Consider the following 21051-nt stretch of genomic DNA (forward strand, 5'->3'; position numbering starts at 1 on the left):
CGTCGTCACTCCGGAGAACCCTTTAAGCGGCTTGCGTAATACCGCGCAGATTCGCTCCTTGGCGCGCGAGCTCGCGCTGCACTGCGCGGTAAGGCACAGCACGCGGCAACACCTGTCGCTGCGCGGCTAAGGCAGCGCATACACCGGCCGCCTGTCCTATCGCCATCGCTACCGGCATCACGCGATACGACGACATCGCCTCGTGGGTACCGGAGATACAACGCCCCGCTACGATCAAGCCTTCGATTTGCTTCGGCAACAAACTGCGTAATGGAATATCGAACGCCTCGCCCGGGGGCAAGCGCTGTAAGCGCGTGCCGGCACCTGTGGGATTGTGAATATCGATCGGATACGAACAACGCGCGATCACATCGTCGAATTTGCGCGCCGCCAACACATCGGCACCGGTCAGGATATAGTCGCCCAATATGCGGCGGGTCTCGCGCACACCGACCGTCGTCCCGCTTTGTGCCAAGTAAGCGCGCTCGAAACCGGGAACATAGCGCCGCAGGAACTTGGCGATCTGCCGCATCTGCAAACGGCTCTGCCATTCGGCGTAAGTAAGATCCCAGACATCGATTCCCTGCACGTGTGTCACGCGCGTCGAATTCACGCTGACCTCGCGCGCATGCGGCGTTGCAAAAAATAAAATATCTTCGCGCGGCAAGCGCAGCTCACCGGCCAGATGCGCTTGCGCTACCAGATCCCACAAGCCATGGACGCCGCGCCATTGATCGGGATGCTGGCGCACATACTCGGCGAATACCTCGCGCTCGAATTCGACCATGCGAAACATAAGCGTCATCGGCTGCACTAGCCCGTCGTCCGGGCGGCCGACTTCAAATGGCGCCCCGGCGGCAGCAGCGAGGTCGCCGTCACCGGTACAATCGATGATCGTATGTGCCCGAATCACCAACGGCCCGGATTTCGTTTCGAACACGGCACCTTCGACCCGCTCTTCGCCGATAACGCCGCTGGCGAACGCCTGAAACAGAAAATTGACGCCGGCTTCATCGAGCATATCCAGCGCCACCCACTTGAAAACTTCTGGATCGAACGGAACGACGTAACCCGTGTGCAGCGACGGCGGCAACGCCCCACCCGCTTTGGTCAACCGATCGAGCAACTGGGCAACGACACCGGCAACGATCGGTTCGCCCGGGCCATGATCCGGCGGCAATAAGAAATCGACCTCGGCGGACGGCTCGACCGGCGGGTGTTGCGTGTGAAACGACATGAGCGGCATGACTAACGCGGCAGTAGCGTTGCCGCCAAGGAAACTGTGACGCTCTACCAGGACTACACTCGCGCCGGTGGCGGCGGCACCCAGCGCGGCGCCAAGACCTGCCGGACCGCCGCCAACGACGAGGACATCGGTCTCGCCGCTGACGCGCGCGCTGCGCGGTGGCAGCTGTAAGATCGTCTCTATCGACGGCCGCGGCAGCGCCGGCATTAGCTGGGCACCATCTGCGGTATCGGGTTTGCTCGTAAACGGCGTGCGAGTAACAGGCGGCGGGCAATATCGTTGGTCTCGGTCGCACGCTCCTTCAATATGGGCAACTTGCGCTCGATCGCTTCGCGCAGGATTTCACGGTTGTCCCAATTGCTGTCGATATGTGCGATCAAGCGACCGGCATTGACCAAATGCAACGGCGGCATTACCAATTCCATATCGGCCAAGAAACCTTGGACCTTGCCGGAATACGGCAATGCGACAAACGGCACGCTGCGCAACGCCGCGAAGATCAGAAAATGCAGACGCATACCAACGGCAAACGAGAAGTAACCAAGCAGCGTCAACATCTGGCCCGACGTATATTCGCCTTTCAACACGGTTGCGCGTTGCGGCCGCAGCATCTCGGCAATTACCGCATGGCAGTGGCGCATGTCCAGCATCGTCGGTTCCATCGGCACCAACACGACATCGGCGTCGAAGCGCTCGACCATGAAATCGGCGGCATTCGCGAGCAGCGCATGGTACATGTTTTGATCGATATCCGGTGCCGCCGCACCCGGCTCGCGCACCGACATACCGATTAGCCGACGCCCGGTATTGAGACCTTCGCGTTCGAGTGCCCCTTCCGGCAACGGCTCGGGCGTGAGCAAAAACGCCGGATCGGCCGTGACATGGATCTCGCGTTTGACGCCGACCTCTTCCAGCAGCTTGCGAGCACCGGCCTCACGCACGGTAATGACGTCGACCTGGTTCAGCACTTCGGCGACGAGTTGCTGGGCTTCCTTCGTTTTAAGCGGTCCGACGCCGATGGCATACAGAACCACCGGCACCGACCGTTCAAGCGCGAGCTTTACCTCGCGTAAATAAATACCGACCTCGGCATCGAATAAAATGCCGCCACCACCGAGGATAAAAAGATCGAGTCGATCGATTTCCGGCAGAACTTCGTTGCGCGCGAGCGTACGCACCGGCACCGCCCGCGCCACCCGCGGATGGCGACGACGGGTGTCGTCGGCGTCGCGCGAAAACACGGTGATCTCTACCGGTAACGATTTCGTCAATTGATCGATGATGCTTTCGAGTATCGCTTCATCGCCCAGATTGAGCCCACCGTAAGAACCGGATATGCCGACGCGAAACGGCTGGTCTGTATGTATCTGCTGCTGTTGCATGTTCGGCCACTCCTTTAAAATTATGCGACGGCTCGTTATCCCTCGGCTTGGACATAGTGCCGCAACTCCATCGTGTTCATGGACAGCCTGTCCACCCATGTCGCTGTTGAAGTAGCACGCGTAGAAAACAAATCACACCGATTTCGACATGTCCTCCAGGTAAAACGGGCCCATGATTGTTGGTTGATACGCGCAAGTGCCGCATGAAACCGTCCTCGGCACACACGCTCGTCCTTGTCTCCGTTACTCAATATATTAAAGATGTGCGGCAAAAGATTTATGACTGCTAAGCCTCACATCGAGTCCCGCCATTTATCGGCCGTCGCTCACCTTTGGTAAAAAAGAGGTCGCGCGTAGATTGCAAGCTTTCGGAAAAAAATCCATGATCTATTTAACAACTGCTGCTGGAAACTTCTGCATGGAAGATAACTCGCTGTTGGTTCTCCTCACCTCCGCCTGGTTCAGCATCGGTTTCATCATTTCCCTTATCCTCGGTCGAATGATTCGGTATACCACCGAATTCGAAGAGTCATCTTAAAGAACCGCTGCCTTAGTTAGCTGGCACCGCTGGGAACGGGGTCCATTCAAGCGATAATCTTTCTTCGCTTGGTACCATAGTCTCTCAGCTAATCCTATGCATTGATTTCCGGAACGCCGATATAGTTTGCGTGCGCTAAGGTTATGTGTGCATGGATGTACCCGTAACACGCCTGCACCCTTCTCCGGGTGATTCTTTGCCCCTATCGGGGTTATATCTTGCGCACAAATTGCGTGAGCGTGCGGGTTCATCTCAGCCTTATTTCTACAGTAATTTTGTGGTTAGTTTGGACGGCCGCATTTCCAAAATCGATCCGATCACGGGACAGAGCTATCCGCCGCCGGCGATCACGCACGAGCGCGATTGGCGGCTCTACTTGGAGCTAGCCGCACAGAGCGATGCCGTCGTGACATCCGGCCGGCGACTACGGCAGATGGCCAAGCGCGCCGCTGCCGACATGCGCTGCATCGAACAAACCGGTCATACCGATCTCATCGAATGGCGGCGCCAATATCGCTTACCGCCACACCCTGCTTGTATTGTTTTGACAGCCTCGCTCGACTTGCCGTTCACGGAACTGCGCGAACGCGAGCATGGCAACATTATTTTGATGAGTCCCGTGCAGCCAACAGCCGATCAGACACAGGCAATCAAATCCGCCGACCTTGACTTGGTAACGGTCGATAATGCGCGCGTCACCGGCGACGATATCCGGCGGCTAGCGATGAAACGGGGCTTCGCCACAATTTATTCCATCGGTGGGCCAGAAGTACTGTCGGCATTGGTAGCGGCGAAACTACTCAATCGGCTCTATCTATCTTTTGCGCTGTGCCTCCTCGCGGGTCGCCAATTTCACACCATCTTAAGCGGCGAAAATCTAACGCCGCCGTTCGACTTCGACTTACACGAGTTGTATCTCGACCCACCCGCCGCCGATAAACCGGGATATTTATTCGCCACCCTCGACCGCCGGGCTTAGTACTGCAGTAGCCTGCGGGGTTGGCTGTATTGACTCGACGTCATCGATCTTCGAAGGTAGCCCTGCCACCGATTCACCTCATCGTAACCAACGTACCCGAGTGACGGCGCTGCGCGTCCCACCCGGGCCCATCACGGATGATAAGGAGGTCAGAATGAACCCCGTCGCAATATTACTCAGCACCGGCATCGGCGCCGCCCTCATGTATCTCTTTGATCCCGAGCGCGGTGCCAATCGCCGGACCTCACTGCGCGAGCAAGCGACGAGCGCCAGCCGGCAGGTATCGAGCACCGCCGGCAATATCCAGCAACGCAGGCGCGGCTTTAGCAGCTCACGTCTGACCGATGAACCGGTGAGCGACGACATGCTCGCCGAGCGTGTGCGTGCGGCCATTGCGCGTACTACCAGCTTTCCGGACGCTATCAACGTGAGTGCACAAGAGGGTCACATCATCCTCACCGGACCGACGCTGACAAACGAGTTGCCACTATTAATCGACCGCGTGCTCGATGTACGCGGCGTACGCGACATCGCTAATCGGCTCACGCCACATACTGAAGCGGGCAGTATTCCGGCACTGCAAGGAACACCGTCGTCGCGAAGCGGCGCGAGCGCCCGTCTCTCGCAAAGCGAGTGGACCACCAACGCCCGGATCGCGGCGGGTGTCGCCGGTGGTGCGGCAACGCTTTATGGATTCGCGAATCGCGGCTTAGCCCCTACGGCGATCGGCGTTGCCGGCCTTGTCTTGCTTGGACGAGCGGCGACTAATCTCGATGTCGGCCGGCTAACCGGCATCGGTACACGCCGCCATTCGGTAACAGTGGATAAATCCATTCGCATCGACGCGCCGATCGAACGGGTATTCGACATTTGGTCCAATGCCGCCAACTTCCCACGCTTCATGACGCATGTCCGCGAGGTACGACCATTGACGACTGACGGCGGCCCTGAATCGCGTCGTTGGCATTGGCAAGTACGCGGTTCGAGCGGAATGGAATTTGAATTCGATACGCAAACGACCGCGTACGAAAAAAACCGCTTTCTCGGCTGGCGCACGGTATCCGGTGCGCTCGTACAGCATGAAGGTCAGGTGCGCTTCATCGCCAATACTGATCGCTCAACGACCGCTGAGATTAAATTAGCCTATACCCCGGTTGCCGGCGCCATCGGCCATGTTGTCGCCAAATTGCTCGGCAACGATCCGAAAACGCAGATGGACAATGATTTGCAGCGCATGAAAACGTTTATCGAGGCCGGTACACGACCGGCGGAAACCATCGGCGCGGCTAAGTCGCCATCGAAGTCGCAACCCCGAGCGGAATCTTGAAGGATAATTATCAGTTAGGCCCACAGGAGGAAACATCATGGCTATCCCCTTTCTTAGCGAAATAGAAAGACTTATTACCGAACATGGTTCCGCCGCAATACTCAAAGAGCGCATTGCGCTTGCCAACGACAAATACACAGCGCTGGAACAGAAACTCTCGGTGTGTGATGCCGCGAATAAAGGCCTTCGCTCTGAGATCGAGACACTTCGTCTCGATAACGGCAAACTTAAGGAGCGAGTAATGGCGTTAGAAGAAGTGCTCTCTGACAAAAAGCAGAAATTACTCCTTGAGGAACAACAGTTGGTTGATAGCCTAAATAGCGGTATCGCATCTGATGACTGAAAGCCTAACGTTCAACCGGACGCCGGGCGTCGACGGCGCAGTATTTGGTTTCCGTGGCCCGCGCCGGTTAACTTCGCGTTATAAGTGAAATCTCTCCCCGCGCTCGCGGGGAGAGACGCAGAGAACTTAGGAAACCTCTGATTTATTACCCCTCTCCCACCGGGAGAGGGGTTGGGGTGAGGGAAACAGCGCCATTTCTCGCAACTTCTCTCCCTCACCCTTGCCCTCTCCCGGTGGGAGAGGGAATTAATCAGAGGTTCCTTAGTTCTAGTGATGATGCGCCGCAACCTCATCGGCAAGCGCGCGCGTTTCCGGATGCACTGCTAGATCGTCGACCGACAATACGCCAATGGCCTCGTTCTTACGATTCACCACGACAACCCGCCGTACGTTCTTCTGCTCCATCATTTGCGCCACATCGCGCGCGTCTTGGTCTTCGTAACAAGAGACGACATCGCGCGTCATGACTTCGCGTGCAGGTGTCGCCCGCGGATCCGCTCCGGACGCAACCGCGCGAATAGCGATATCCCGATCGGTCAACATACCCACGATTCGACCGTCCTCCGATACCGGCAATGTGCCCACGTCCATTTGCCGCATCAACTCTGCAGCCGCCTGAATGCTGGTATTACTCGGAATAATCTTGATGTTGCTCGACATGACTTCCTTGGCTTGCATAACGATCTCCTTTGATGAGCTCGCGACGAACGAGCACGGATGAGAACGCTGCCATCAGACTCCCGCACCCCTTTACTGTCAATCCGTCAAAGAGCTTGTCCGATTCATAAGGCGATTCGTTAACTCTGCGATCTAACATTGACGCTCGTTTGAATCAGCTTCCAATTAACACCTTCATAGACATATCCCAGCTCGAACATGACATTCGACTGCTTCGCCGGATAATGTCCCTTAATCGAAAGGATGCCGTTAGCGTCGATCGACGGCGTGCCGTCTATTACGGGAACGATATTATCGGCCGGCAAAACCGTGACGTTGTTATCGATAAATGATTTAAACGCCGCATTGATCTTATCGACCGTCACTTCTCGCTGCCAAACGTGTGAGCTGTATTTGTGGAACTCCGAGAAATCTCTGGCCTTTACCGACGATGCGAACTTAGTCATTGATTCCATTGCCAGCGCCACTCGCTCAGATTCGCTCGGCAAACTAGCAGATTCGATGTTAACCGGATCGGTACTCGGCTTGTAAATTGAATAAATCAGCCATTGATCATTTTCTTTAATGAAACTGAGGCTGAGGGGTACTAGACCTCCATCCTCGAGCGCAACCACACCATCGAACTGACCTCGATTGCCGTCGATGGAACGATTCTTCCAGGAGACCCCTTTGATCCGAAGCAACGAGCTTTTTGCCAAAAACTGGACGAGTTCTGCCTGCTGAGTCGATGCACGAGAATCGTCCGACAAACATCCATAAGCGTCGGCATAGTCTTTCGTCTGGAGGGCTGCAAAGAATTTATCGGCGGTATTGGCCATGCCGTGGGTTAAAAAGAAAATGGTCGAGAACATAACGACGACCACAGCAGCGATGCCAACGAGTATTCTGACGAGATATTTCATGGCGAGAACCTCCCTGTTGAACGACCAAGTTGCCAAACCGGCAATACCGGACCACAAAAATCATTACTGGTAACGTTGTTATTATTGAGCCGCAATTCCGAAGTTTGCAAGTACCTCGCTGATACCTCCTATCTCAAAATACAACGCGTCCACGCAATTCCTCGAACGGAACTGCGATATGGTCACGATAGGCGGTACGTTCCTGCAAACGCTGATACCAAGCCTGAACATTTGGAAATCGGGGTACCGGTAAGTCCATTTCAAAATACCGATAGAGCGCCGTCGCTACCGGGATATCTCCCATCGTAAAGACAGTTCCGGCCAAATAAGGATTTACCGAAAGGTGCGAATCCAAGATACGGAAATGATCGGCACATCGACCGCTGGCGCGCTCGATCGCATCGTTATCGCGTTGCGCTTCGGGCGTTCTGAAAAATCCCCAGAACAGCGCCATAAAGTCCGGCTGCAAGGTCGCGAGCTCCCAGTCCATCCAACGATCGGCAAGTGAACGTCGCGCCGGATCTTCCAGCCACAACGAGCCCAAGCCATACGTCGCTGCGAGATAACGCACGATCGTGTTCGACTCCCACAAGACCACACCGTTATCGACCACGACCGGAATACGTCTGTGCGGATTCATCGCTAAGAATTCCGGATTATCAAGTCCACCGGCCGCACCACCGGCGTCAATATGTTCGTATGCCAGCCCAACCTCGCCGACAGTCCATAGGACCTTCTGCACGTTGTAGGCGCTGCGTCTTCCCCAGATTTTGATCATCGCTACCTCATTATCAATGATCCGCTATTTTTTATTTCGTATTGCGCTTTCTGGCAACTCCCTCTAAATGCGTTTTAGGTAGCGTTGGCTAACTCGGCCGCGGTAATTTAAACCGTTGTCCGCGATAGCTGAGGACGGCACCGTCTTCGACAATCTTTTCGATCACGATATCGTCGCGAACCTTATCGCCCGCTTGATACTGATGATTATTGATATAGAGGATGCGCTCGGACTCGACCGGGGCGTAGATATGAATATTGACGACAAGCGCCGGCAGCGATTGCTGGAAGTCCGGCGGCATAGCACGCAGAAACTTAATGGCGCTGCTGGCAGTATTGTTGCTGACGGCATTATTGACAGTTACCGGCACGGCGGCGCGGGCGCTGGGCTTTTGCACGTTGGCGGTCACCGCCGCCGGCTTCGGTAACTCGACGCGTGCCTCTTCCTCTAGATTGCGCACCGTATTATCCGAGGATGACGTGGCCGATACGAACGGCGCGGGTTTTAGCGCCGGCGGCGGCACTTCGTTAACCGGCGCCGCGGTATTCTGGCCTACGGCCGTCGCCCCCGGCTCGAGGACCGGCACCGACGCAGGCGTCGTCGGCACAATTGCCGGCTGAAGGTCGGTAGCGATCTTTAATGTCTCAGCGGCCGTTGCTAAAGCTGCGGGTACAGCCGCCGGTGACGACGCTGTTGTCGGTCTTGGTTTCCATACGGCATATGCGCCAATCGCGGCAATGCCGAGCACAACGATAACAATCGCCGCCAACACTACCAGCCGCTGATGCGGGCGAACGAATGCCACCGAGGACATTTCACCGAAACTCGGCGACTGCGCCTCGCGGCGGTCCTGTTCCGACTTACGCAATGCATCGAGGATGTAGGACATCAGGGAGTTCCCGAATCTGTCGTCGTTTTGGACAATAACGGCGGCGGTGCGCTGGCGTCATAGGCGTCGAGATGAATCAGCGTGCTGCGACCGACGACCCCGTCATCTTCCAAAAAGTGCCGGCGTTGAAAATCTTTGACTTGATCCTCCAATTCGACATCGAACACAGTTTTCGCCGACACCGACGCGGCATTGCCGTTGTAACGCGCGAGCGCATTACGCAACCAAGCAACGGCCGGGCCGTTCATACCGATATGCAGCGTGGCCTCGCCGCTTGGCGGCGGCATCCATAGCGATAAAAATTTGCCGTACCAAAAACGCTCGACTTCAACCAGTGGATAGGTGTGCTTTTGGCCGCCGAATTCGAGCACAACGTTCTTGTCGGTCAACCCGCTTACCAATACATGATGCTTGTCGCCGTGCACGTCGATCAACTCGATCACCGCCGGCCGATTGAGCTGGCGCAGATTGTTCCAGGTGCCCGATGTAAAGACACAACGCAGTCCGGCCCGCTGCGCACGTTCACAACCGGTCTTACCGTCGAGCTGTTGATAGTCTTTGCCCCAACGCGCAAACAGCGCGGCAAAAGCGGAGTCGGTATCCGTCGGCAACGTCGTATCTTCCAACAACTGACCGAGCTCCGGTGTCTTAGATTGTGCCGGCACTGACGATTGGCGCAGGGCCGGCTTTGTCGGCGTTTTAACTGGCGCTGTTGCCGGCATGGTCGACGCCACCGCAACCGGGTCAGTTGCGGCCGATATCGACGGTGACAAATGTGCCATTACCTGCCAGCCGCCGACCGCGAGCAGCAATGCCGCGGCGGCGGAAAGAACTGCACGCGACGGGAACCGCCAAGGCGCGGTATAACCAATCTCGGCCGCCGCTTGCCGCACGACCCAGGCTGTTATCTGATTCTTGCCGCGCGCGTAGGCACCGAGCAGCGAACGATCGCAAACCGCGTTAACCAACCGCGGTGTACCGTTGGCTAGCCGATGCACCAGCGCTAACGCGCCGCGCGTGAACACCACATTCTTCGTACCGGCCACGCGCAAGCGATGCACCACGTATTCCGCGGTCTCGCGCGGCAACAACGCGCGCAAGTTGTAGCGCGCCGTGACGCGCTGTGCCAGCTGCCGTAAGTCGGGTTGCTGCAATAGCGCGATTAACTCCGGCTGGCCCACCAGCAAAATCTGCAGCAGCTTTTCTTTAGTCGTCTCGAGATTGGTGAGCAATCGGACTTGTTCGAGCACGTCATGCGACAGCTTGTGCGCCTCGTCGATAATCAGCACGGTGCGGCAGCCACGCGCATGGTTCTCGAGCAGAAAACGATTGAGCGCGTCGATCGAACCCTTTAGGGTTTGCTGGTCGGCGGTCCGCGGAATGCGCAGGTCGTCGCAGATGGCGGCGACGAACTCCTCGACCGACAATAGCGGGTACAACACCAAAGCGACCTGAGTTTCGCCCGGCAGGCGCTCCAACATGGAGCGGATCATCATAGTCTTGCCGGTTCCGACCTCGCCGGTCAGCTGGACGAAGCCAGCGCCCTGGGCAATGCCGTACAGCAGATGTGCCAATGCCTCTTGATGGCGCAGGCTGAGATAGAGGTAGCGCGGATCAGGGGGTAGCGCAAACGGGTTCTCGCGCAAACCGAAAAAATTCGTATACATGATTCGTAAGCCGAGGGCGGTGTCGCCAGCGTTGAGAACGTGTGATTATTAGAAGCCATCTGAAGAATAGATGCCACCGTCCGCCCCCCATTGGCCCCGCCCACCCCTTTCCGGCGCCCGCTGCCGCGCTAAACGGCTTGCTGCCTCGGACAAACGCGTGCAGCATCGCGCTATGTTCGCGGCGCTGATTCCTGCATGAAAGCCAGTCGACCCCTGCTTGCGGCGGTCCTGATCCTTCTCATCATTGCCTTTTTTGCGCTTGGCCTAGCGGATTACCTCAGTTTCGGCTACCTCAAATCGCAGCACGCGGCGATAACCGGCTATTTTCATACGCATCCGCTGCGCCTGGCATTGATTTACGGCGCGATCTACATCGCTGTTACCGGCCTGTCGCTGCCGGGGGCCACCGTCCTAACACTCGCCGGCGGCGCGATCTTCGGAGTGTGGTGGGGCCTGCTCATTGTGTCGTTTGCCTCCAGCATCGGTGCCACTCTCGCCTTTTTGGCGGCGCGCTTTTTATTCCGCGACACCGTACAGCAACGTGTAGGCGATAGCCTAGGTGCGGTCAATCGCGGCATTGAACGCGACGGTGCGCTCTATTTGTTGGCGTTGCGATTGGTGCCGCTGTTCCCGTTTTTTTTCGTCAATCTGGTCATGGGGTTGACGCCAATCGGCCTAACGACCTTCTATACCGTTAGCCAGCTCGGCATGCTGCCAGGGACATGGGTGTTCGTGAACGCCGGTACGCAGCTCGCCCAACTCAAATCGGCCAACGAATTGTTGTCGCCATCGCTTCTCACCGCATTCGTTCTACTCGGCCTGTTTCCGTTGCTGGCGAAGCGTGTCATCAGCGTCATAAAAAGTCGGCGAGCACTGCGCGGCTATCCGCGGCCGACGCGTTTCGATCGCAATCTCATCGTCATCGGTGCCGGCTCGGCCGGCTTAGTTAGCGCCTATATCGCCGCCGCCGTCCGCGCCAAAGTGACGCTGATTGAAAAAAACAAAATGGGCGGCGAATGCCTCAACACCGGCTGCGTGCCGTCGAAAGCGCTGATCCGTTCCGCCCGCTTCGTCGCTCAGATCAGTTGCGCCGAAGAGCTCGGCATCCGCCGGGCGTCGGCCGAGATTCACTTCGCCGATATCATGGCGCGAGTACAACGCACGATCGCCACGGTCGCGCCGCACGACTCGGTCGAACGCTACACCCGCCTCGGCGTCGATTGCATGCACGGCGAAGCGCGTGTCGTATCGCCGTGGGCGGTCGAAATCAACGGCCGCACGCTGACGACTCGCGGCATCGTCATTGCTACCGGCTCGCACCCGCAGATTCCACCGCTACCCGGTCTCGATCACATCGACTACCTGACATCCGATTCGGTCTGGCAATTACGCGAGCTACCGAAACGATTGTTGGTCCTCGGCGGCGGCCCGATCGGTTGCGAGCTCGCGCAAAGCTTCGCGCGCTTGGGTTCGCGGGTGACGCTAGTGCAACGCGCTGACCGATTGCTGAACCGCGAAGACCCGGAGTTCTCGGCGATGGTGATGGATCGCTTCAACGATGAAGCTGTCGATGTGCGCGTTGGTTATCGTGCGGTCGAGTTCCTGCAGAGCAGCAACGGAACGGCGTTAGTCTGCGAGTACGGCGGTACGCGCGTCACGCTCGAGTTCGATCGCGTGCTACTAGCGCTCGGTCGCAGTGCCAACATCAGCGGCTATGGTCTCGAGGCGCTCGGAATTCACGCGAACGAACACGGCAAACTCGATGTCGACGACTATCTGCAAACGCGCATCCCGACGATCTACGCCTGCGGCGACGTTGCCGGTCCCTACTTGTTCACGCACGCCGCCGCGCATCAAGCGTGGTATGCCACGGTAAATGCGTTATTCGGGATATTCCGCCGGTTCCAGGCGGATTATTCAGTGATTCCATGGTGCACGTTCACCGATCCGGAAGTCGCGCGCGTCGGCCTGAACGAACAAGAAGCGCGCGCTCGAAACATTCCGTACGAGGTCACGACATTCGATATCGACGATCTCGATCGAGCGATCGCCGACGAGGAAGCGTACGGCCGGGTGAAAGTGCTGACGGTACCGGGGAAGGATCGGATCCTAGGCGTGACCATCGCCGGCGCCCACGCCGGCGACACTATCGCCGAATTTGTCAGCGCGATGCGTCATGGCATCGGTCTGAATAAAATCCTGCAGACAATTCATATTTATCCGACATTCGCCGAAGCGAACAAATACGTCGCCGGTGCCTGGAAGCGAGCGCATGCACCGCAACAGTTGCTGCGGCTGTTGGCGCGCTATCATTCATGGCGCCGGAAATAACTATTAGGAATTCGCTGACCGCGCGCGCAACTTGGCGGCAATGAAGGCGGCGTGCGGGACATATAATAGATCGGCGATCTTGCGCACCAAGTGCTCTTCGTACTTATCGAGCTCGCCGTTGGCATAAGCCACTTCCCATAAAAAACCAATCAAGCGCTCTTTCTGTTCCATCGACAGACGATCGTTGCACAGCGACGTAAACTGAAAATAATCGGTAGCGTCTTGCGCCTCTTGCTCGGCCAGGCGCAACAGCTCCGTCACTTCCGCCGGTGGCAACTTAAACTTCGTCTCAATCGCCTGCATCACCTTGGCGCGCTCGACATCGTCGATTGCGCCATCCATGCGCGTCATCTCGATCAACAGCGCCGCCGTCGCCAGCTGCACCGGGTCGGGCCCAGTGGGCGTGCCGGTCGTTTTAATATGCTTATCGAAAAACTGCCGAATTCCGTCGAGCATGATTCAGCTCTCCAGCATCTGCACGTCGAACACACGCTCCTCGACCGACAACCGCCGGATATCGCCGGTGTGTACCGGAAAACGGCCGTGCCGACGATCGGCAAAAAAGAGCCGTAACGTTTCCTCGATCACCGGAAAAGCGATCTGGTCCCACGGAATATCGCGCTCGTCATAGAGCTCGACCTCCAAGCTCTCGGTACCGGGCCCGTACTCGGGAGCGATGAGATCGGCCAGGAACATTACGTACACCTGGCTGATGTGCGGCAAATTGAACAGAGTGTAGAGCGAGGCGATGCGCACCTTCGCCGATGCTTCTTCCAACATTTCGCGAATCGCGCCCTCGATCGTCGTCTCGTTATTTTCGAGAAAACCCGCCGGCAGCGTCCACAAACCGTAGCGCGGCTCGATGGCACGGCGACACAACAAAATTTTATCCTGCCAACGCGGAATACAGCCGACGACGACTTTAGGATTGATGTAATGGATTTCGCCGCATTGACCGCAAACATGACGTGGTAAGTTATCGCCCGCCGGCACGCGCAGCTCGACGCCGGCTCCACATTGGCTACAGTAATTCATTCGCTGGAATCCGCAGATTATTGACCGAAAAGATCCCCATTGTAACGGCAGTACGCGGCGCCGAGTAGCAGGACTACAACGCCTTCCAGCGGCGTGCGAACAGCAGCTTGAGCTTGCGCGTCTCGTGCTCGGTTAGCTCGACCCCATCGGCCTTGAGCGTGCGCTCGACCGCACGTACCGCAGCTGGAGTACGGGCATTGGCTAACTGCTCTTTATATTCGTAGAAGCGCGTCGAGTATTGGCCACGCAGCTCCTGAATGAAGGGATACGACATCCGATGTAGCACACACGGACCGTAGCGACGAATCGCCGCCTGATGTTCCGGCGTACCATAACCTTTGTGTTTCTGAAAACCGTATTCCGGATAACGCTCGTGTAACTCGCTCATCAGCCGATCGCGATGCGCCTTAGCAACGATCGAGGCGGCGGCAATCGAAAAATTCAGGCCGTCGCCTTTGGTGAAGGGATTCTGCGGCATGGATAGTCCCGGAATCGTACGCGCATCGACCAGCACGTGCTGCGGCACCGTTGGCAACGCCTCGACCGCTCGGCGCATTGCCAGCAAACCGGCGTGATACACATTGAGCGTATCGATCTCCTCGACCGTTGCCAAACCAACGCCGACACCGGCTGCTTTGGTACGAATAACGTCAGCGAGTACCGTGCGCATCGCCGGATCGAGCCGCTTCGAATCGTCGACACCGTCGATCACGGTACCGGGCGCAAACACCACCGCCGCCGCCACCACCGGACCGGCCAGCGGCCCCATGCCGACTTCGTCGACCCCGGCAATGTGCTGTACGCCCGACTTCCACAACACGCGTTCGAAATTGAGCATGCCATCGAGCCGCACGCGCTCCGAACGTTCACGCTCGTGGCGTTTTTTGAGCGATACATAAATTTGTTGGGCGCCCTGCCGGCGATCGCGGCGCAACGCCTGCAGGACATGGCCAGACACCGGCGCATCGTCGAGCAGAAAACGATTACGAATTTCTTGAATCGAAAGTTTGTCGAGATCGAGCGCCATACGCCGGCAACGAGGAAACGATGGCGCATCTTATAACGCAGCTGGATATGACGTGCAATCGACAGGAATCCAAACCAGCGGCTCCTCCCGGCAACACACGCTAAAAAAGTGGCGAAAATCCCGGCACTTTTTCCGCGGCGCGTAGCATCGTCCAATAGAGCTGAACCTTGCGCCATTCGTCGGGCTGCGCATGGTCTTTCGGTCCGAACGTAACGATCGGCCGGCCGTCTTGTCCACGTACGGCACGGCCCTTGGCATCGCGCTGGATAGTGTATTCGTAGACATAAGGCGTACCGTGTTTCACTTGCTGGTAAGCATGGGCACCCACATCTTCGGCAAAACGACGCGACCAAACAGCGGCCATGATTTCACTGTTGATGGCCATGCTAATGGGATCGAGATTGTAGGTCCCGACCAACGCCACCTGATCGTCGAACACGGTCAACTTCGAGTGCACGGTGTGCGGCTTGCCCGAAACAAAAATGCGCAAACCCGGTACATTCGCCAGCAACTCCGGCCACTGCTCCATAAAGAACGCCTGACTGAGCGCATTGTCGCTGGAGATCGGGCTATTAGGCGGAAGCTTTTCTAAGTCTTTGCGCCACGACAAACCCAGCGCCTCGATCCGACGCGCGCTGTACCGGATGAAATAACTGATATCGAGCGATTCATGAGCACTGGCGAGCAAGCGCCAGCGCGCCGCCCAGGCATCGGGATTTTGCGGAAGCAACGTTAATGCCGTGTGCTCACCGCCGGTGGGTGGCAACGATTCGAAGGCGGCGCGTAGGCTCATACCGGGACGATAAGGTCCGAGGTTCGTCAATACCGGTGCGGCAGGTGCAGGTGCTGTGCTATTAATGAGTTTATCACTTGCACTTCGAGCGGCACGAGGTTAAGAGACCCTAGGATCGCAGTCATGCGTGCGATCGGCGGAAAAAAATGCACGCCGCTGTGTCATTTCCGTCGGCACGGCATTGAAATCGCCCAAGACAACCGTAGTCCGCTGCGGATCGACGAATCGTTTTAGAAGATGCGCCGCCTGCGCTTCGCGCTCGGGCAACACGAATGCATCGAGGTGAGTAACGACGATATCGATTTCTTGTCCGTGAAAATCGATCGTGAACTTAATTAACCCACGTGCTTCGCGTACGATCCGATTGACAACACCGGTCGCTCGCAGGGGCGGCATATCCGCCGTCGCCGCCGGTATACCACATCGGGAGGTATCGTCGTAATTGCAGGCGGTCGCCGCCAACACCGGATGCCGCACCAGCGCGGCGTTGCCGAAACGCACTTCGAACCTGGCGGTATCGCGATGCCAAGTTTCACCGTAAATCACTTGATAGTGCTCACCGCTTTTTTCTTTGAGCAAACGGGCGAGGAACTGCGCCTGATCGAAGCTGCCGCTGCGCCGCGCCGAAAAATCCACCTCATTCAATGCAATCACATCCACCGGCGCCGACGCCTGCGCGGTTATTGCCTCGGCGATGCCGCGTAGATGTTTTTCGACGGTGGCACGCGACTGATAAAACGCATGCTTCAGGCCGAGACCACTGTGAATGTTGTAAGTGGCAGTACGCAACGTCGGGAACGACGACACCGCAGTGAGTTCTGCATTACCGCTATCGTCCTGCACGATCCATGGCGCACCGGCATTCGCACAAACGGCGGACGCGACGCGACTACCGAAGCCGCTGCCCGCTTCGAGAAACGAACAGGCGATACACAAGAGCGTCAACACCGTAACGAAGGAAGTTTTCAGGTAGGTACACAATGCGTTTAAACAATAGTTGCGATGGTACTGACTGTCGAGCATCACTGACCGCAAATCCGCGCCGTCTATCGGTCACCCGCTGCCACGGAGATCACAAACTATGACGAGCTCCGATACACCTAACCTTCAGACGTCGCCGGTAGCCATCTCAGGCAACACGCTTAGTCTTGAAACGGAAGAAACTGAGATCACCACGAACTGGACGAAAAAGCCGATGGCAGCTACTACGACGCATGCCTCGATACCGTAGCGGCTGCCAATCAGCGCACCGATCGCGGCACCGACGGGCCGCGCACCAAAAGTCGCCATCATTATCAACGCAGAAGCACGGCCAAGCATGTTGCTAGGAGTGATCGCCTGACGCAGTGTGGTGGAAGTAACGGTCCAGATAATTGGACCGACGCCAAATAAAAAGAAACTCAACCCTGCCAGCAGCGCCGATGGTACTCGGATCGTCAGCACCATAACGAGCGCACCGGCCAAGGCACTAAGCGGTCCAAGAGCAAGCGTTGCGCCAAACGGGAGACGTTTCGCGATGAGAGGCGCAACGATTGCGCCCAAGACCATACCGATACCGTATATCCCAAGCGTTATGCCGACAACGGAAGCGGAAAGACCCAGTTCGCGAACGGCGTAGAGCACATAAATCGCCTGCAGGATAAACCAAGAGACGTTAAAAATTATCGATGTCAATAACATCGGACGCAGCAACGCATGCGTTAGTACGAAACTAGCTCCGTCGCGTAGGTCATGTAACACATGTTTTCGCACCGAGACCGGGCGCGTCGGTTCGGTCAATCCAGCAAGCAAGCAGACAGCAAAAATAGAGATCGCCGTCGCCATCGCGTAGGCTACGGGAATTCCGATCCATCCGACAAGTGCGCCAGCGGCAGCAGGACCGGCAGCGAAGGCAGAACTCCGCGCTAGCTCTACTCGCCCATTGGCAATAGTCAGCATCTCACGCGGTACCAATGCCGGCACAAGTGACGGCGCCGCCACGCTGTAAGCCACTGTGCTGGCAGCACCGACGAATCCTAAGATCGCGAGCAGCGGTAAGCTAAGCAGCCCAGAAGCAAAGAGCACCAAAATACAGAACAGCGACGTAGCACGCAGCGCTTCCGCGTGCACCATTATCCGACGTCGTGAGACGCGATCTACAAGTACGCCGGCTGGAAGCGACAGCAGTAAAAACGGCAGTGTCTGTATCGCTTGCAACAAACCGGTCTCGGCCGCATTCGCGTGCAACACCAAGACCGCGACCATTGGTGCCGCAACAAGTCCAATCTGCTCGGCGAACTGCGCGGTCAGATTAGACCAAACCAAACGCTTAAAAGCGGCTGGGGGTTGGAAAACTTTTTCGAGGAATATCGGCACGGCGCAATCCTAGCCGTATGGCCGACCGGCACACCACCCGATTCTTGCGATCGCGTTAACCACTGCTAACGCGCGAGCCGTCACTGGATGTGAGGCACCGCGAAAACTAGTGAACAGTTGCAGATTTCTAATCAGGGACTACGAAACCACCGGCAACAAAATCTCAAATATTGCGCCCGGCACTGACGGTACCAGCGCGATGCTCCCGCGATGTGCTGCCAACAACGACTTCACCACCGCCAATCCAAGCCCGGTGCCGCCCTGCGCGCGTGCCGTTGTAAAGAACGGCTGGAAGATTCGCTCTGCATTTGCGGCGGAAACACCAGGACCGTCATCGGCGACGACGACACGCACGTTGTCGCCGTTTCGCTCAGCGGTTAACGATATATTCACCGCCGCTCCACCGTGCTGACGCGCGTTATCGAGCAAATTGCCCAAGATCGAACCGAACGTATCCTCGCCCATCGCTACGATCGCCCCGCTGCTTCGATCGTCGAGCGTCAGTCGCATACCATCATGGCGATAGCGCTGCGCCATACGTTGCAGCAATGGCGTCAGCAACGTCTTATCGGCGCCCGGCTGAATCACATCGGCGCGTGCCAGCTCGAGCAGGCGCCGCACCAACCGATCGAGTCGTACGCTATCGGCGGTCAGATTAGAGAGGAATCGTTGACGCTCATCGTCCGTCATCGTTGCGCCATGCTCGCGCAACAACTCGACCGCCCCTTGAATCGCGGTCAACGGCGTTTTGAATTCGTGCGATACATGCGCCGCGAAGTCGCGGATGTAGTCGGCGCGATTTTCCAGTGTGCGTGCGAGCTGAGCGACCGCATCCGACAGCTGCGCCACTTCGCGCGTGCCCGGGCGCGCCAGCGGCACGACCGCCCCTTTCTCGCCGCGCACCGCTCGTTCGGTTTGGCGTACAACCGCCGTCAACGGTCGCGCAATCGTCACAGCGGTCAACAACGCCACCAACGCCGCTGCACCGACGACAACCAACATGCCGATCAGCAGCGGCCAACGCTTGCGATACAACGTTTGCAGCAAACTCGCCGGCGTACGTGCCAGCAACACCGCGCCAAAGACTCGCTTACCGTCGATGATCGGCACCGCGACGTACACGCGCACGCCCGACGTGCGACTGATCGAGCCGATATCGGCGATAGGCTGGTCGCGTATCCGTTCGCGCAGCACGCTCACATGGTCGCCGGCCAACGCATTGCGAACCTCTTCGCGCTCCGCTAATGACAGGCCGATCTCGCCACCAGTACTGGCGACGATGGTCCCGCGATAATCGACGACCCGCACCGCTGCCAACGTCGTGCTCTGCGCGTCGCGCAACAACGCCGTTACTTCGTGTCCCGCCCTGAGCGCGAGCGGATCGGCGACGTCGCGCAACACCGGCGACGGCGGCGATGGCAGCGTCGCATCGAGTGCGAGGTCGAGCTTGGCCGAGCGCGGCCGCCAACGGCCGTCGGCATCATTAGTCGCCGTGGCGGTTGCCGGCAAATCGGTACCGTAGGCGGTCGCGACGAATCCTTGGGTCTTCTGGCTGAACCGCAACAGCGCTGCTTTATACGCCGCCGCGACAATTGCGCCTTGACCGATCAACTCCGATTCGGTTTGGCGGACCAAGGCGCTTTCGTACAACCGCAGGAAACCGATGCCACCGACCGGCAACAACAGCACAATCAGGCTGACAACCAGCAGAATAGTATAGAGGCGCGGCCGACGCACAGTTTTCAGCAGTCGTTCAACTTGTAGCCGAAACCGTGCACGGTCTCGATCGGATCGCCGCCGACATTGGCAAGCTTGGTGCGCACACGGCGCATATGACTATCGATGGTGCGGTCGCTGACAACGTTATGAAAATCGTAGGCGTTGGTCATCAGCTCTTCACGCGTGAAGACTTTCCCCGGCTGCCGCAACAACGTGCGCAAGAGACCGAACTCGGTGACCGTCAATACAATCTCGTGCCCATTCCACCACGCTTTGACCTGATCAAGATCGATACGCAATCTCCCATGCGCCGTCGTCCGCGCCACGCTCTTATCGTCCGGCACCACACCGCGCCGCAATACCGCCCGCACCCGCGCCACCAACTCGCGCGGACTGAACGGCTTGGTCAGATAATCGTCGCCGCCCAATTCGAGCCCGAGGATACGATCGATCTCATCGTCCTTCGACGATAAAAACACAATCGGCGTCGTCCCCCGTTGCCGCAGCCGCCGACAAACCTCCGTGCCATCCATTTCCGGCATCAAAATATCGAGCACGACGAGATCGACTTTATCCTGCTGATGCCGCAGCAACGCTTCCACCCCGTTCGCCGCTTCGCAAGTTTCAAAACCGGCGCGACCAAGCGCAAAGCGCAATACTTCGCGGATGTGCGGGTCGTCATCGACGATAAGAATTTTCGGCATAGGCAAATCGTAGAGGACAGTGTCGGTGACGGGAAGGCGTTTTTTTGTTGATTGGGTGAGTTCTGCAAAGCGTGTCGCGACGTCGTTCATCGCAACCCTAACCGCCCCCACCCTAACCATTCCCGCCCAGTGCGCGCAAACATCAGCGCGCCCGTTCGCCGGCGTGAGTGTCCACGGGACACTCACGAAAACCCCGCCTCACCCCCCGCTGCCATCAATCCATTCCCTCCCCCGCCCTAGCGCTGTCTCTTGATCACAATTCAGCACGTGCGCGCTTGCTCATTTGATAGCCTTTAAGCCGCTCTTGTAAGCAAGACCAGCCGTGCCACATCGTGTCCCATCCGGGACGCCCCGTGCG

Annotated in this window: 19 protein-coding genes; 4 read left to right on the forward strand and 15 right to left on the reverse strand. The window is 57.7% G+C overall.

Features of this window, described 5'->3' with window-relative positions; all coding sequences use genetic code 11:
* Positions 1-22: 22 nt before the first annotated feature.
* Together HY308_12660 and HY308_12665 are read right to left on the reverse strand one after the other, a co-directional pair.
* Positions 23-1453, reverse strand: coding sequence for an FAD-dependent oxidoreductase (locus HY308_12660; protein ID MBI3899130.1), 1431 nt, complete (start codon positions 1451-1453; stop codon positions 23-25).
* On the reverse strand, positions 1453-2613 hold the full coding sequence (locus HY308_12665; protein MBI3899131.1) for a polysaccharide pyruvyl transferase family protein: 1161 nt from the start codon (positions 2611-2613) through the stop codon (positions 1453-1455). The genes HY308_12660 and HY308_12665 overlap by 1 nt, the downstream gene beginning before the upstream one ends.
* An 830-nt stretch (positions 2614-3443) precedes the next feature.
* Here HY308_12665 and HY308_12670 point away from each other — a divergent pair.
* The 3 genes from HY308_12670 to HY308_12680 all read left to right on the forward strand — a co-directional run bounded on the left by HY308_12670 (position 3444) and on the right by HY308_12680 (position 5815).
* Positions 3444-4145, forward strand: coding sequence for a dihydrofolate reductase family protein (locus HY308_12670; GenBank protein ID MBI3899132.1), 702 nt, complete (start codon positions 3444-3446; stop codon positions 4143-4145).
* A gap of 154 nt (positions 4146-4299) precedes the next feature.
* Positions 4300-5472 (forward strand): SRPBCC family protein, encoded by a 1173-nt coding sequence (locus HY308_12675; GenBank protein ID MBI3899133.1) that lies wholly within the window; start codon positions 4300-4302, stop codon positions 5470-5472.
* 37 nt (positions 5473-5509) lie between these two features.
* Positions 5510-5815, forward strand: a complete 306-nt coding sequence (locus HY308_12680) for a hypothetical protein (GenBank protein MBI3899134.1) — start codon at positions 5510-5512, stop codon at positions 5813-5815.
* Positions 5816-6082: 267 nt separating this feature from the next.
* Here the strand turns inward: HY308_12680 and HY308_12685 are convergent, their stop codons facing one another.
* From HY308_12685 to HY308_12705, 5 genes are all read right to left on the reverse strand, one after another.
* Entirely contained in the window at positions 6083-6493 is a 411-nt protein-coding gene (locus tag HY308_12685) for a CBS domain-containing protein (GenBank protein ID MBI3899135.1), read from the reverse strand.
* A 119-nt stretch (positions 6494-6612) separates the two neighbouring features.
* Positions 6613-7395 (reverse strand): hypothetical protein, encoded by a 783-nt coding sequence (locus tag HY308_12690; GenBank protein ID MBI3899136.1) that lies wholly within the window; start codon positions 7393-7395, stop codon positions 6613-6615.
* Between the two features lie 133 nt (positions 7396-7528).
* On the reverse strand, positions 7529-8173 hold the full coding sequence (locus HY308_12695; protein ID MBI3899137.1) for a glutathione S-transferase: 645 nt from the start codon (positions 8171-8173) through the stop codon (positions 7529-7531).
* Positions 8174-8261: 88 nt separating this feature from the next.
* Positions 8262-9062 (reverse strand): general secretion pathway protein GspB, encoded by an 801-nt coding sequence (locus tag HY308_12700; GenBank protein MBI3899138.1) that lies wholly within the window; start codon positions 9060-9062, stop codon positions 8262-8264.
* A complete protein-coding gene (locus HY308_12705) occupies positions 9062-10729 on the reverse strand; it encodes an AAA family ATPase (protein ID MBI3899139.1) in 1668 nt (555 codons plus the stop codon). Before HY308_12705 ends, HY308_12700 begins: the two co-directional genes overlap by 1 nt.
* 195 nt (positions 10730-10924) lie before the next feature.
* Here HY308_12705 and HY308_12710 point away from each other — a divergent pair, with 195 nt between their 5' ends.
* Positions 10925-13060, forward strand: a complete 2136-nt coding sequence (locus HY308_12710) for an FAD-dependent oxidoreductase (GenBank protein ID MBI3899140.1) — start codon at positions 10925-10927, stop codon at positions 13058-13060.
* 3 nt (positions 13061-13063) lie between these two features.
* Here the strand turns inward: HY308_12710 and HY308_12715 are convergent, their stop codons facing one another.
* From HY308_12715 to HY308_12750, 8 genes are all read right to left on the reverse strand, one after another.
* A complete protein-coding gene (locus HY308_12715; protein ID MBI3899141.1) occupies positions 13064-13516 on the reverse strand; it encodes a TerB family tellurite resistance protein in 453 nt (150 codons plus the stop codon).
* Positions 13517-13519: 3 nt separating this feature from the next.
* Positions 13520-14095 (reverse strand): zinc ribbon domain-containing protein, encoded by a 576-nt coding sequence (locus HY308_12720; GenBank protein ID MBI3899142.1) that lies wholly within the window; start codon positions 14093-14095, stop codon positions 13520-13522.
* Between the two features lie 73 nt (positions 14096-14168).
* A complete protein-coding gene (locus HY308_12725) occupies positions 14169-15122 on the reverse strand; it encodes a ribonuclease HII (GenBank protein ID MBI3899143.1) in 954 nt (317 codons plus the stop codon).
* A gap of 100 nt (positions 15123-15222) precedes the next feature.
* The gene (locus tag HY308_12730; GenBank protein ID MBI3899144.1) at positions 15223-15915 is read right to left on the reverse strand and encodes a phospholipase D family protein; all 693 of its coding nucleotides are present in this window, start codon (positions 15913-15915) and stop codon (positions 15223-15225) included.
* 99 nt (positions 15916-16014) lie between these two features.
* Positions 16015-16941, reverse strand: coding sequence for an endonuclease/exonuclease/phosphatase family protein (locus HY308_12735; GenBank protein ID MBI3899145.1), 927 nt, complete (start codon positions 16939-16941; stop codon positions 16015-16017).
* Positions 16942-17022: 81 nt separating this feature from the next.
* Positions 17023-18264 carry an MFS transporter gene (locus HY308_12740; GenBank protein ID MBI3899146.1) on the reverse strand — a complete coding sequence of 414 codons (1242 nt, stop codon included), beginning with the start codon at positions 18262-18264 and terminating at the stop codon, positions 17023-17025.
* Between the two features lie 144 nt (positions 18265-18408).
* On the reverse strand, positions 18409-20016 hold the full coding sequence (locus HY308_12745) for a HAMP domain-containing histidine kinase (GenBank protein ID MBI3899147.1): 1608 nt from the start codon (positions 20014-20016) through the stop codon (positions 18409-18411).
* The gene (locus tag HY308_12750; GenBank protein MBI3899148.1) at positions 20013-20693 is read right to left on the reverse strand and encodes a response regulator transcription factor; all 681 of its coding nucleotides are present in this window, start codon (positions 20691-20693) and stop codon (positions 20013-20015) included. Before HY308_12750 ends, HY308_12745 begins: the two co-directional genes overlap by 4 nt.
* Positions 20694-21051: the final 358 nt, after the last annotated feature.

Source organism: Gammaproteobacteria bacterium (assembly GCA_016199745.1).
Taxonomy (GTDB): domain Bacteria; phylum Pseudomonadota; class Gammaproteobacteria; order Acidiferrobacterales; family Sulfurifustaceae; genus JACQFZ01.

What these genes read in the sequence shown, in the direction of transcription:
- HY308_12685 (MBI3899135.1), bottom strand. Translation starts at nt 6,493, where the DNA reads ATGCAAGCCAAGGAAGTCATGTCGAGCAACATCAAGATTATTCCGAGT.
- HY308_12695 (MBI3899137.1), bottom strand. Translation starts at nt 8,173, where the DNA reads ATGATCAAAATCTGGGGAAGACGCAGCGCCTACAACGTGCAGAAGGTC.
- HY308_12725 (MBI3899143.1), bottom strand. Translation starts at nt 15,122, where the DNA reads ATGGCGCTCGATCTCGACAAACTTTCGATTCAAGAAATTCGTAATCGT.
- HY308_12710 (MBI3899140.1), top strand. Translation starts at nt 10,925, where the DNA reads ATGAAAGCCAGTCGACCCCTGCTTGCGGCGGTCCTGATCCTTCTCATC.
- HY308_12715 (MBI3899141.1), bottom strand. Translation starts at nt 13,516, where the DNA reads ATGCTCGACGGAATTCGGCAGTTTTTCGATAAGCATATTAAAACGACC.
- HY308_12720 (MBI3899142.1), bottom strand. Translation starts at nt 14,095, where the DNA reads ATGAATTACTGTAGCCAATGTGGAGCCGGCGTCGAGCTGCGCGTGCCG.
- HY308_12700 (MBI3899138.1), bottom strand. Translation starts at nt 9,062, where the DNA reads ATGTCCTACATCCTCGATGCATTGCGTAAGTCGGAACAGGACCGCCGC.
- HY308_12690 (MBI3899136.1), bottom strand. Translation starts at nt 7,395, where the DNA reads ATGAAATATCTCGTCAGAATACTCGTTGGCATCGCTGCTGTGGTCGTC.
- HY308_12680 (MBI3899134.1), top strand. Translation starts at nt 5,510, where the DNA reads ATGGCTATCCCCTTTCTTAGCGAAATAGAAAGACTTATTACCGAACAT.
- HY308_12750 (MBI3899148.1), bottom strand. Translation starts at nt 20,693, where the DNA reads ATGCCGAAAATTCTTATCGTCGATGACGACCCGCACATCCGCGAAGTA.
- HY308_12705 (MBI3899139.1), bottom strand. Translation starts at nt 10,729, where the DNA reads ATGTATACGAATTTTTTCGGTTTGCGCGAGAACCCGTTTGCGCTACCC.
- HY308_12730 (MBI3899144.1), bottom strand. Translation starts at nt 15,915, where the DNA reads ATGAGCCTACGCGCCGCCTTCGAATCGTTGCCACCCACCGGCGGTGAG.
- HY308_12660 (MBI3899130.1), bottom strand. Translation starts at nt 1,453, where the DNA reads ATGCCGGCGCTGCCGCGGCCGTCGATAGAGACGATCTTACAGCTGCCA.
- HY308_12675 (MBI3899133.1), top strand. Translation starts at nt 4,300, where the DNA reads ATGAACCCCGTCGCAATATTACTCAGCACCGGCATCGGCGCCGCCCTC.